Origin of the sequence: Paenibacillus sp. p3-SID867 (genome assembly GCF_025142895.1) — a bacterium.
Lineage (GTDB): Bacteria > Bacillota > Bacilli > Paenibacillales > Paenibacillaceae > Paenibacillus_AQ.
Map to the genome: position 1 here is coordinate 73,786 of NZ_JAMBDM010000002.1, position 12,782 is coordinate 86,567.

General features: G+C 47.7%; 10 protein-coding genes. All 10 read right to left on the reverse strand.

What is annotated here, in order from left to right; genetic code table 11:
* Positions 1 to 155 precede the first annotated feature (155 nt).
* Positions 156 to 1,805, reverse strand: a complete 1,650-nt coding sequence (locus tag M4D81_RS03655) for a recombinase family protein (protein ID WP_260064492.1) — start codon at positions 1,803 to 1,805, stop codon at positions 156 to 158.
* 2 nt (positions 1,806 to 1,807) lie between these two features.
* Positions 1,808 to 3,361 carry a recombinase family protein gene (locus M4D81_RS03660; protein ID WP_260064493.1) on the reverse strand — a complete coding sequence of 518 codons (1,554 nt, stop codon included), beginning with the start codon at positions 3,359 to 3,361 and terminating at the stop codon, positions 1,808 to 1,810.
* Between the two features lie 9 nt (positions 3,362 to 3,370).
* Positions 3,371 to 3,535, reverse strand: coding sequence for a hypothetical protein (locus tag M4D81_RS03665; RefSeq protein WP_260064494.1), 165 nt, complete (start codon positions 3,533 to 3,535; stop codon positions 3,371 to 3,373).
* A gap of 41 nt (positions 3,536 to 3,576) precedes the next feature.
* Complete coding sequence (locus M4D81_RS03670; protein ID WP_260064495.1) at positions 3,577 to 4,050, reverse strand: JAB domain-containing protein; 474 nt, start codon at positions 4,048 to 4,050, stop codon at positions 3,577 to 3,579.
* Positions 4,047 to 4,433 carry a hypothetical protein gene (locus tag M4D81_RS03675; protein WP_260064496.1) on the reverse strand — a complete coding sequence of 129 codons (387 nt, stop codon included), beginning with the start codon at positions 4,431 to 4,433 and terminating at the stop codon, positions 4,047 to 4,049. Before M4D81_RS03675 ends, M4D81_RS03670 begins: the two co-directional genes overlap by 4 nt.
* 249 nt (positions 4,434 to 4,682) lie before the next feature.
* Positions 4,683 to 7,718 carry a bifunctional DNA primase/polymerase gene (locus M4D81_RS03680; RefSeq protein WP_260064497.1) on the reverse strand — a complete coding sequence of 1,012 codons (3,036 nt, stop codon included), beginning with the start codon at positions 7,716 to 7,718 and terminating at the stop codon, positions 4,683 to 4,685.
* A gap of 113 nt (positions 7,719 to 7,831) precedes the next feature.
* Entirely contained in the window at positions 7,832 to 8,854 is a 1,023-nt protein-coding gene (locus tag M4D81_RS03685) for a hypothetical protein (protein ID WP_260064498.1), read from the reverse strand.
* A 218-nt stretch (positions 8,855 to 9,072) separates the two neighbouring features.
* Complete coding sequence (locus tag M4D81_RS03690; protein WP_260064499.1) at positions 9,073 to 10,029, reverse strand: helix-turn-helix domain-containing protein; 957 nt, start codon at positions 10,027 to 10,029, stop codon at positions 9,073 to 9,075.
* Between the two features lie 286 nt (positions 10,030 to 10,315).
* Complete coding sequence (locus tag M4D81_RS03695) at positions 10,316 to 11,002, reverse strand: hypothetical protein (RefSeq protein ID WP_260064500.1); 687 nt, start codon at positions 11,000 to 11,002, stop codon at positions 10,316 to 10,318.
* 45 nt (positions 11,003 to 11,047) lie between these two features.
* Positions 11,048 to 12,625 carry a hypothetical protein gene (locus M4D81_RS03700; protein ID WP_260064501.1) on the reverse strand — a complete coding sequence of 526 codons (1,578 nt, stop codon included), beginning with the start codon at positions 12,623 to 12,625 and terminating at the stop codon, positions 11,048 to 11,050.
* Between the last annotated feature and the right edge of the window lie 157 nt (positions 12,626 to 12,782).

Genomic DNA, 12,782 nt, shown 5'->3' on the forward strand with positions numbered 1-12,782 from the left:
AAGAAAAAGATAAATCGAAGTAAAAGAAGAGAGTATTTTGAAGACGGGGATTTTAGATTGGTTCTACTGGCTGGTAGGAAATCAAAAGAAGTTCAAGCCATTATTTAAGGAGACATATTTTTATTTATCAGAAATGCTGTTGTTTGTAGTTATTTCTATATTGTAAATACAAGAGATTGCTTTTTAATAGGGGCCTTTCCATATATGGGAAAGGCCCCTTCCACTGAAGCGGCAGTGGAAGGGGCTAGGCTTAAAAAATACTTATCAGTATCGTCATTAAATACAAGCTCAACACTTTCAACGCGTCGATTGCTATCCAATTTTATCTTCTTCACGATAAGGTGAAGAAGAGTCTTGCGTTGCTGGAATGGTGAATGACGGAGCAGGGCATCGAACTTCCCCATCAGGGCTCTAACAGACTCATAGGATACTGGGTCAGCCTGGTCGTCTCGTAGTTCCAGTTCCAGCTTTGACCGGAGGGTGAGCTCGGCGTCGAGCTCCTTGTTCAGGTCGTTCAGGCGGCCCACGAAAAGGTCACGGTCGATCTCGTCCATCTCGTAAAGTCCGAGGTACTTCCGCTTCTTCTCCTCTAGCTTGTCGATCCGAGCCTGTACTGCTGCCAGCTCGTCGCGGAGAGGCTTGATCCGGCCTGACCTGTGTTCGTTGACGCTGCGGACGACTTTCTTGAGGATGTCAGGCTTCGCGACCGCCTGCCGGATGCGCTCCGTCACGGCTTTTTCGGCTTCATCCTTGCGGACGCTGTTCGCGTGGCAGACCGAACTGCCCTGGCTTCGGAAGCGCCCGCAGGAGTAGTACATGCGGACGACCTTCGTCCCGTCCTTTGCCCGGTTTACCGTGCGGCTCGCGGTCATCGCCGCGCCGCACTCGGGGCAGCGCATGAGCCCGGTTAGGAGATACTCGCCTTCGAAGCGCTTCTTGGGCATGGTGCCCTTCTTCCGTCGAAGGAGCTGGACTTTCTCCCACAATTCGTCCGAGATGACCGCCGGGTGATGACCCTCGACAAGAATGAGTTCGGAGGTCTTGCCCTTGCGCCGTCGTTCCGCCCAATTTTCGTAGCGGTTGTATCGGATCTTTCCTACGAACATCGGATTGTCGAGAATGTCCCGGACGGAGCAAGTGGAGAAAGGTTTGCCAGTCCTGGTCTTGTGGCCTCGGTGGTTCAGGGCGTTGGCGATCGCCTTCAGACCGTGACCGGCGGCATACTGCTCGAAAATGTTGCGAACGAGTGCTGCTTCCTCCTCGATGATGATGATCTTGGATTCCCTTCCGCGTTCGTCGACCTTGACGCTCCGGTAGCCAAGAGGGACCTTGCCATTATGCTTGCCTGTTCGAGCGCGTTGCTTGTGACCCATCTTCACATTGTCAACGATCGTGTTCCTCTCAAGTTCCCCCACAGCGCCCATCATTTGCAGGGCAAACTTCCCCATGGACGTGCTCGTGTCAAAATTCTCGGAAAACGAGCGGAAGGCGACGTTGTTTTTTTCTAGCAGATCAACAATATGAAGAAGGTCGATGTTCTTGCGAGCCATCCGGTTGAATTTCCAGACGAACACCTCGTCAAACTTCCTGTCCTGGGCGTCGCGAAGGAGTCGTTGCAGCTCATATCGACCTTCTATGCTCTTCCCGCTGACGCCCCGGTCCACGTACTCCCCTACGATCACCCAGCTGTACAGTTCGCAGTACTTGCGTAGGGTGTCAAGTTGAGCGTCGATGGAGTAACCGTATTCGGCCTGTTCCTCTGTGCTGACGCGGGCGTAGATGGCGACTCTTATCGTTTGGTTCATGCTTACTTGTCCCTCCTTATTGGAATCAGCGGAATCTCCAGGTTGAGCAAAGCTGCCGTACCCTGGATGGTTGCCCTTGTGATGTCCCGGTTATGCGGGACGACGATCTTGTCGATGAGGCTTCGGTAAAGTTTCTTTCGCTGCTCAGCCGAGGCGCTCCGCAGCAGTGGACGAAAGTTGTCCAGCGCTTGCCGAATGTTCGCCGCAGGAATAGAGCGCTCGGTTTGCTCTGCTACAGATCGCTCTAATTGCTCCCTTTCTTCCTTCAGAAGGGCCGATTCGGTCCGTATCTCGTCAAGTCTTTTTCTGAGTTCCTGGGCGTCTATATACCCGTCCTCAAAAAGTTCGTAACAACGGAGGCTCCGGCTCTTTAGAGAAGTGAGCTGAGAATCAATCTGTCTCATCCGCCGCCGGGTAGGCAGCAGCTTCTTGTCTCGCCTGTGGTTAATCTCGGTAACTAACCGTTCAGCAACGGAAGGATGAGCTACGAAATGCTGGACCTGAAACTCGACCCAGGTTTCGGCCTCGTTCGCCCGGATATGATTCGGCGGGCAGACGGCACTTCCTCCGGAATTGTAGCGGCAGCATACATAATAAAAACTTTCAACTTGTGCGCCATTTTTTCGTTTCCGTGGCACATGGCACGGAATCATGCTGCTACCGCAGGTCGGACATTTGAGCAGCCCCGCGAGTGGGAAGGGTCGGGTAATTCGCTTGATTGGCTGGTGTGAGCGTCCGGTAAGCTGACGTTGCACGTTTTTCCAAAGTTCCTTTGAGACGATAGGTTCGTGTTCACCGTCCACGATTTTTCTATTGCCATTTTCGTCCGTGTATGTGATCTTACCGATGTAGTTCACGTTGGTCAGGATGCCGCGCACTGAGGCGCTTTGGAAAGCTTTATCCCGTTTGGTCTTGTGTCCATCACCATTGAGTCGGTTGACGATGGCTTTCAAGCCGAGACCGTTGGCGTACAGCTCGAAAATGGAGATGACACGCCTGGCTTCCTCGGGTACGATTTCCACGTAAGAGAGGTGTGGGTCGACGGGATGAGTAACCCAGCGGTACCCGAGTACCTGATTGCCGCTATTCCACTTGCCGAGCCTGCTGCGTCGCTGCATGCTGTGGCGTACGTTCTGCGCGATTTGCCGTCTTTCGTGCTCGGCCACTGATCCGGCCATTTGGAGGGCGAATTTGCCCATCGGCGTGTCTGTCTGGAGTTCCTCCGTCAGACTGCGCAGGGCAATGCCGTTCATGTTCAGCAGCTCGACGATGTGCAGGAGGTCGGAGAGCTTGCGTGAAAGCCGGTTCAGTCGCAGGCACACGACTTGCTGGAAGCGTCCGCAGCGGGCGTCCTCCAGAAGTCGCCGGAGTGCCGGTCGACCGTCGATGGACTTACCCGAGCGTCCCGCGTCGACGTAGACCTTGTGGACATCGACACGAGCCCTTTGGCAGTAGTCAAGCAAAGCGGCCCGCTGGGCGTCAAGACTATAACCTTCGACCTGTTCTTCAGTCGAAACGCGAATGTAGAGGGCGGCCAGTTGTTGTTTGTGATTCATGGGCCACCCCTACGCGACAATCTGCGCTTCGATGCCCACATTCTCGAAAAGATTTAACCAGTAATCCGCGCGCTGTTGCCGCTCTTGTTTGGCATCAAGGTATTGGCAGATCATATCGGCCAGAACATCAATGAAAAGGTCTTGCCCGTTTGATTTTTGCATCGTTGTTTCCATGGTCAGTCCCCCTTGTTGTTAGTGGCCTTCGGTTTGATAATTTACATCAATCCTTTTTCTTTCAAGCTGACGAAGTTGTCGTCACCTAAAATAATGTGGTCCAGGAGTTCGATACCGAGCAAGTATCCGCTATCCCTCAGCCGCTCCGTAATCTCAACGTCCTGTTGGCTAGGATCAGGTTGGCCGGAGGGGTGATTGTGACACGCGATAATTGAAGCGGAATTTGCTAAGATTGCCAGTTTGAAGGTCTCACGTGGATGAACCAGTGAAGCGTTCAGGGTACCGGTGGACACTAGATGAAGTGCTGTAGGTTCGTTCTTTGAATTTAGGCAAAGGATGCAGAATGATTCCCTGTCACAGTCTCCTATGAATTGTCGGAACAAGTCGGCGGCATCCTTCGCCATTCGAATCACCCGACCAGGGTAGAGAATTGAAGTGGATTCACGCACCATTCGCAAACCGACTACTTGAACACGCTTTGCAGGCGAATTTGCCTTTGAGGTCTTGGTATTCAAAGATGATCACCGTCCTCAATCAAGCTATCCAACCATGTTTCTACGTCCTCAGCTTGTGTGCCTGTTTTTGAAAACAAGAAAGTGAATGATTCATTGCTTTCCATGAGGCAAACTTTGAAAAGCTGGCAATCGCCAAGGTCGATTCGTTCAACATATTCAACGTTGACTATCATGCTCTTTAGCTGATCGGTGGAAAGTTCGCCGGGCCCCAGAACAAACAGAGCGTATCCGTGGTTGGACAGTCGGACGGGATCATTCTCAGAATCGAGAGACAGTTGGAGCAGACCGAGAAAATCTGCCAGAAACCGACAGGCAGACGCTGGAAGCATGTCTTTTTGCTTGCAGATGACTAGCATGTCTTGAAAAGTATCAATGTTAAACAATTACATCACCTCCATGAAAATTTCCATATCATGGATATATTAAATGAACGAAAAGTGGACAAAGACGTTTTTACAAATAGGGAATTACACGCCCATTGGGGCATTAGGATTGGATTTCCGTGCCTCACCAAATCCTTCCATTACGCCCCCGCTGCCCCCGCGAATTCGAAGGAGAGACGACCTTTTTTTACTGTCAGGGTGGGGGGGGGTTATTTTATTTAGTTTTTTTCAGGGGGCAATGGGGGCGAGCTAATCCAAAACCCTTGCGCCGCTTGACTTTTGTCCTGCCCCCGCTGTTGTGTTTTCAGGGGGCGTGGCCCCCGTCTTTAGGGGCTTGATCGCTGCACGCCTGCGCGGTTTCCCCTCCCCTTTACCCACGTGTTCTTCCAGAGAATCTCGTTTCACCCAGAGTAGCCTCGATCGATGCCCCCTGACTGTTTTTTTCACGAGCATGTGCCGTCGCTCCTTGTCTTTTTCTTTTGTGATCTCGGTGTTCGTCATGCCTGAATCGGCTAGTTGCCTCCAGAGCATGGATGCCGAAATCGGGAACTTCTCGCCTTGCCTGGACAGAAACTGACTCACCTGGTTGTAAATCACTTCCGGAAGTAAGTAGTAATATTTATCATCATGCCAACCTACGTGGCAACTGTTCTTCGGTACCATTTCCGGCTGGGGCTCCCTGTGCACGTCATCTGTATGAATGCTTTTATTCCTAAGCATCTGGGATACAATTGCTGCAAAACGCTCTGATGGTCTGACCTCCGATACTTGCTGCCCTTGCTCACTAGCTATGTCAAGGAATACGTTCCATGCTTCGGTCCGAAGCTCGTGTCCCTGTACTTCCGCTAAAGCTCCAACGCTCTCGGCATATAGAAGGCCCATGTGAAGGCCCAAGTACAACCAACTCGAGGCTTCTACAAGTCTTCCGTGAACTCCCAGTTTGGTGGCCTCGTGTCGTTTTTCAACGAAAAGCTCCCTAAGATTGCCTTCCTCAAACGTAGCCATGGCCTGACCAACCCACTCCAGGTAGCCCTTCATTGCTGAGCTTAGTTTCTCGGCATCAAGCTGTGCCTTTGTCAAAGGAGTGAGTGCAACATCCGTTTTGAGCAGTTCGACAGGAAACAGTCGTGCCACACTGGATCCTACGCTCAACGTGTCCTCCGCTGTCACAATCGCCATACCGCGTGGGGGGTAGTCTGCTCTGAGGGTGGTATCCTGTTTCATCCGCCCTCGTGCTACTCTGTCCCCGTAGCCTCTCAGGATCTGCTGTGCGAGCAGTTCCATACTAAGTTTCTCCTTCGGTGAGCTTGTGGGATGGTAATCATCGATCAGAAGAAGTGAATCTTTAGCATCGAAACCGCGCTTTTCTACCGAGTTTGCAGTGTCCTTGAAGCTGGCGGGGGGATGCTCCAGCAGATCTCCAAAGTGACTGAGAAATAGTTTCGCCAAGGTAGTCTTGCGACTTCCTGTGTATCCGTACAGCCACACCAGGAACTTTGGCTCTAATCCTATCCTTCGCAGCCATTCACATAAAGGTGAAAGGTACGTTAACCCCCACAGTGCCAGCGTTACCCGATGTGGTGCTACATCCAGCAATTCCAGGCTTGCCTCCATGTCCTTTTTTGGGTTACTTGGGCTCTCGGTAAGTTTGTAGTTTTGAAGCCGGGGGTCCAGTTCAACTTTTACGTTAGGGGCGCCCATTGCTCCGCCTGCGTGAAGGTACCTCCATTTTCCTTCAATTGTAATCCAGCCAAGGTGAGCGTAGGTCTGTTCATGAATTGCTGCCACTGCGGTTGACTGAATGGCGAAGCGAACGCTGTCTCGAATCAGATTGCCCGGAAAGATATTCGGTTCTGGCCCCCACATGGGTAACCACTTCATACTCTCGAATTCATTGGCCGGAACCTGGACCGGGGGAAGAGGCTTTTCCGAACCGAGTAGTATGCCGTCGACCTCATACAGGGTTACACGCTCTGCTCCATTGTCCTTCGTGATGAATTTGGCTATCCGCGCTATGAAGTTTGCTATCGGTTTATAGTCGGGTTCGCCTTCTTTGTTGAACTTGATATTGCAGAGATTATTTCCGTTTATTCCGTAGTTTTCCGTGAGTAGCATTGTGTACTGTTCCACGGAAAGTTTATTGGTTGAAATTGCTTTCTTTCTGGCAGACAGAAGAAAGGCAGCAGGCGAGTTCGAGGGCTCTTTGGTTTGCGGATCCAAACGGACGGTACGGTGGCATTTTGAGATTTGTCCTGAATCACAACCAAACGTTGCACACCGAGTAGGGCCGTAGGTTGCTCTGCTGCCTTCAGAATCCATCTCAAGAATACGCTGCTTACTGCGGCTGTCGTGTTTCCCGCTTAGCTGTGAAAAGGCGAGAGCGGCGTCCGTGAATCCGGCACGGACAAGCATAGACACAATCTGATGCCAACGATCCTCGCTGCATCCTTTATGTTGTTGTTCGAACATTGCTCCCTTGAATACCTGGCAGTTCTTCGAAAGTTTTTGAAGTTCGGAGTTGGAAAGTGAGATGTCCGAACCCAAAGATTTGCGGGTGGAAAAACCTGCCCCAGGCTTGGCAGGCTTTGACCGCTGGTGGGCTTCTTTTGTTCCTGTGAAGGTTTTCGACGGCGAAAGTTTGGAAGAAGACTGCCCTGAACGCATCCTTTCAATTACATTTTCCGGAAGTTCCGCCAGTGGAACGTCCCCAGGACCTCTGCCTGCGACCCAGCGGTATTGCCCGCCATTTTGGTGTCGAGAGGGGGGGATGACCGTCATTTGGCCGTCGGCCAATAGAGCAAGTTCCTCATGGTCAGCATCCGGGTTAACATCGGCAAGCTTTCGTAGAAGTTTCCCCTTTGGTACAGCAAACAGTAACCGTGAACCGCCCCCCGGGGTAGTGAATTCCCAGGTAGGAGTGATTAAGCCTCTGAAAAGCTGCTCCATTTTGGTTCTTCCGTACTCGCCGTCGATATCAAATCCAACTACACCAACTTGAGCGCCTAGTGTCATTCCAAGGTTCATGTTAGGACGCCGAATGAACCAACGGTTTATCTGGTTTGGATCGTCCGATGCTTTGTCACGCCATTTGGCCAAAAGAGGAGCTTTTCCAGGTCTATTGCAGTCTGCCTTGTGCTGCTGAGCAACGCCTTTATGATCGGGCGGGCAAAGAGGCAGGTACTTAGGGCCGAGTTTTGCTTGGGCCATTACCTCCGCAGCATTACCTGTTGTCATGGTGTTTAAGGCTTCAGCCGTGAGCTTATTCTCTAATCTAATTTGCGTCATGTTTGATCACCGTTTTCCTGTCTATTAAGGGGGAGCATCGCCCCCCTGTTTAATTGTTTTTCACTGGTGTGGAAAGTTTGCGATCCGTAAGGCTTTCGATTGGAACGTCATGCTCAACGACGACGTCTGCGACTCGTTGGAGCTATGGGTTGGTGGTTTGATCGGGTACCATCAAAGTCCTGATCTTCGGAATCGTAGTAGACATCGTCGTCCACGTCCAGGTCCTGGTCGTCAGAGTCATCGAATGCATCATCGTCCACGTCCGGGTCCTGTTCGTCGGAGTCGTCGAAGGCATCATCATCCATATCGAGGTCCTGATCGTTGGACTCGTCGGAGACATCGTCGTCCTCGTCAAGGTCTGGATCGTCAGACTCGTCGGCATCGTCGTCCGTGTCGAGATCCGGATCGTCGGAGTCGTCGAAGGCATCGTCGTCCACGTCAAGGTCTGGATCGTCGGAGTCATCGAAGGCCTCGTCGTCCGTGTCGAAGTCGTCCTGATCGTCGGAGTCATCGAAAGCCTCGTCGTCCGTGTTGAGGTCCTGGTCGTCGGAATCTACAAAGGCTTCGTTGTCCACGTCGAGGTACGGATCGATGGCATCGGCTTTATCGTCCATGTTAGGGTTCCGACCGTCGACGTTGGGATTATTAACATTATGCGAGGGACTGCTTGCCGCACCTGTATTTACCACTACATCTCGAATCATTTTAACAATGGCTATATCCCGGGATCCTACTTTCTGGTAAGAGACATCCTGAAACGAGACAGAAGTGGTTTTAGTGAAGTCAAGCTCAAAGGCTTCTGTCAATTCAGCTACCAATTGACTGGAATAGATAACCGCTTTATTAGCGGCCTTTCTCAGATTGAAGTAATTGTCATCGGGGGTGAACCTTTCACCGATGGCGATTGCAACATCATTTAGAGCGATCTGTACGCGTTCTGGGGAGCCAATCTTATTAATGACCTCCTGGTCAATAGCGACTCTCTTACCGTTACCTTTTGTGCTAACAACTGTCACGGCTCCTTTTTTAGAGGTAGTTCTGCTTGACTGTCTGCTGACTGAAGGTCGATAATCTTGGCCGAGGATGTCGAGCACCGTGCTTGGCTGTTTTGTTTGGGGATTCTGTTTTGCGTTCATGTGTCATTTCTCCTTTTGGTTTAGTGTTTTTTTCTTAACGCTCACTAAGATTACTAAAAATCTATATCTGCCCTTTTATATGAAGGAGGGCTTTACGTAAGCTTGTGCTCACTGAAAAAAATCCACATTGAGGAGAGTGTAGGGTTTACTAGGGAGTTAATTTAAATTTCAAATCAAAATAAAAATGTCGTTTATTATTTGAAAGGAAGCTAAGCACTTTAATCCGTGCTTAGCTTTTCGAGGAGTCTTATTAAATCATTTTGCTTTCTCTTACTCAGCGTCTTTTCTTCAGTATTTTTGAGGGGAAGATTTAATTTATCTAGGATGTCATCTTTTACATTTTGGATGTAATGGAGGCCCGAGAGACCATTCGGGAGGTAATCAATACAAAGCTTTTTCTGATTTAAGTGGGTAAAGCGAGAAGCGACGAACTTAGTATACTGGGATTTGGGAAGGAACAAAAAAAGAGTCTCCTGGTCCGATTTTTTTATTACAGCCTTAATAATGTCTTCCCACTGTTCCTTTTTGTCACGATAAGGGTTGACAAAATGACAAACCGTACTGGCCTCATCATATTGCTGTGCCGACAGGACAGTCGCACGTCTTCTTTTGGATTTGTTTTTTGTCTTGTACGCCGCCCTGTATCCAACGTAAAATTGACCGAAGATCCAGACAGCTGATTTAGGTTCGGTAAGAAGCTGATTGATTTTATCTTCAAACACCTTCTCTGCGTCACCCTCAGAATCTATGGGCTGAGGGGGCAGAATATTATCAGGGACATGTTCTCTTAACATGATCCTACATGATTCTAAAGACATAGTTATCCTAAATTTATCCTCTATGTGCAGAGCCAATGTAGCAGGAGTCCATTCTGTAAGGGCGTATCCGAACTTAGTTGGGGACTCTCCCAGGTCTTGAATGAGTTCATCCTTTTGTGACTGACTGAGTAAGGCCAAATTACCCGGAGTCCGCTTTTCGAAAAAGCGGTTTTGGCCCACCTCAATGTATTCCTTAATGTAGCGTTGCACGCTTCTTAACGAAACTTCAATCTTAGTGGAAATTTCACCTGGAGCAGCTCCATCTAAATAGTATTTTATGGCTAAAAGGCGATTTCGTTTATACTTAGGAATGCTGTCATTTAAAAGCTCCGTTTCTATGTAGGCACGAACATCCACTTATCCATCTCCTTTCTGTGAAAGTCTTAGAATGAATTAAACGACGTATTTTTGTAAGGGTCAAGTGATTAATTTCCTCGTTCCTTTCTCTTTCTATGTTCCTACGTGCCGAAAACCGAGCTTATACATAGATATAATATACATTTATACTTCCATTTGTGGGTTAGGCATCAATTCTCATCCATTGAAGATTATTAACATGTCACAAAAAAAGAAAGGTTGCGAGGCAACCTTTCTTTAATTCCTTTCATTATGCTCTGTATGGTTCAGAAGGTATCAAATAACACTATTTGAAGATGTTTTTAAAATTTGAAATCGCATACCAGAGTGTTTCTAATACTAACCATAAGGAAGGGAAGAAGTTAATTACGCTTTGAACAGGGTGGAAAATCAGTCCAACAATGCTTCCTAATACCAACATAATAAAGGCCACAAATATACCACTTATTGCATGAAGGACATCCCAAACAGCAAAGATCAAACGTTCTGAACTACTTGCTTCAAGAGAGTTACTAAAATTGAGTGTCAGGTTATTGACCAGTTTGCTCGGTGTATTTAGTATATACGAAGTGTTATAAAGAACATTTGTAGAGAAGTCTAACGTCGTTGGCATCCATGCCCCTTTAATAATACGAAGATGGTATCTGAGATCAGTTTCACCATATGCAGTCGCTATCGTCCTTTTAGATTTAGCAGAGGTTTTTCTGATTTCTTTTGCCAGTAATTCCGAATTGAATGTCTCCACAAAATTTACAAAGAAGGCCTTACCGTAATTTGTTATTTCGGAATCAATCGACTCTTTATTTTTTGTTAAAGCGGATAAGTCGTTGGTCTCACCTGAAATGGAAAACGTCGAGGCTGATATTTTTATATCATATTTTTCTTTTAAGCTGGATATTGAAGTCCATGAGTATAAAATAATCGCCGAAATAACTGCTATCGTAGCAAAGTAGTCAAAGAATTTATTTTTCAAGATGAACGCTTCCTCCTACACCTCTAAATGTATTGAACGAGGTGTTTACTTGGTAAAGATACCATTAGTATATGTGTACTCCTCAAAAAGGCCTTGAGATCCATACGGCAGTGTAATCTTATTATTACTTATATAAATATCAGATTGTCCTTCTGCATTCATCAGAAGCTCTAGCGGCGAAGTTCCATATTCAAGCGCGACAAAGTTATAACCGAACACCCACACAAATGTTTGATCAGCTTGATTACTGGCGGCGACAACCACCTCTGGTGTGCCGTCGTTATCGAAATCATGTTCTTTAAGATACAAGCTGAATCCGGACTTGAGATCGCCAAATTCATCGAATGGCCCATCTTCATTAGCAGGTAATTCCAGTCTCCAACCTGTCTCCATACTGTCAATAAAGACACGTAGATTGATTCCGTTTGGTGTATCAGAGCCGATGACTACCGAAGCCTTCTCTCCGTCCAAATTCAGAGGGATTTCCTTGTCTTCGTCCAACGTATCCCAAATTAAAAAGTTCATAAGTGAGATGTCAGATGTATTCTGTACAGTGCCGGCATCTTCTTGTGAGTTTGTTTGTTTTGTGGGAACAGTTGATTGGTTATCCTGAGGCGCCTCTTGTATTGTAGAAGCGCTTGGCTTCTGTACAGGGTCTTCAGTCTCAGTCAGTGGTTGTTTCCGTTCATATGTATCTGCTGCTTCTACTAGTAGCAACGTCCAATCAGGAAGTTCGTGCTTTTCGCCATTCACTGAGAATTCGACAGGCTCAAACTGATCTGGCCCAAAAACTTGCAAGATGGACCGGATGTGTACACTAACGCCTTGATCAGAGTATGTGGATTCGTACTTAACGAACTTGTCAATATCATCCTGATTTCCGTTACGTACTACTTGGGACCATTCAACATTACTAAAAATCTCTTTGTTTTCAAGCACTTCTTGCATTGCGTAAGGTTTGCCGGGAATCGCCGTACCTTCTTTAACCCATTGGACATACTTGTTGTCAAAGCCGCCCTTTGAAAAGATTGCGACGACTAAAATAAGGAGGGCTAAGGCTGCTGCTGAACTAATCATAAAGATGGTTTTCTTTTTGTTACTCTCTCTTAATGGAGTGAGAGGAGAATTCAAATCATTTGTTTGTAATTCATTTGAGCTGGCTGCTTCGGTGCATTGATTTACTGTTCTCGTCAGGACTTCTGCAAACTGATTGGCGGCACCTTTAGAACCGGATAGTATATTAACTCTATTACCTAAGCTATCTGTTATGGAAATGGTAGTATTGAATGTGCGCAGTAGGAAAAGAGCGGTTAACAACAATGGCCAGAAAGACATTGTTATTAGTGTGACTATTGCAAAGAGAATGGCGAAGACCATATCAAACCAATTTAATTTAGAGCCTACCGATACCTTTCTTATATTGGTAAGTGGTAATTCGCTGGTCTTTGGGTTGCTAGGGAAAGCACCTAAAATATAATTTTGTGCTCTGATGATGAGATTATCATTTGAAAGGGTGACGTGGCTCTTTTTCTTGAGATAAGTAAGGTAGCTAAAGCCACCATTCCAGACAAGGGTGAAATCCCTATTTGTAACCTTCATTTGATTTGTTTCTTGACTGTTCATTGGACACCTCTTTAGTTTTTCGTGATGACGATGTGCAGACCCATTTTGGGTGTTCCTTGGACTAAACTGAGGAAACTCATCGTGCATTCGCTTTCACAAACTTTTTGTACATAGCGGTAGCGTTAATTAAAAATAGGCAACTAGACTCATATATTAA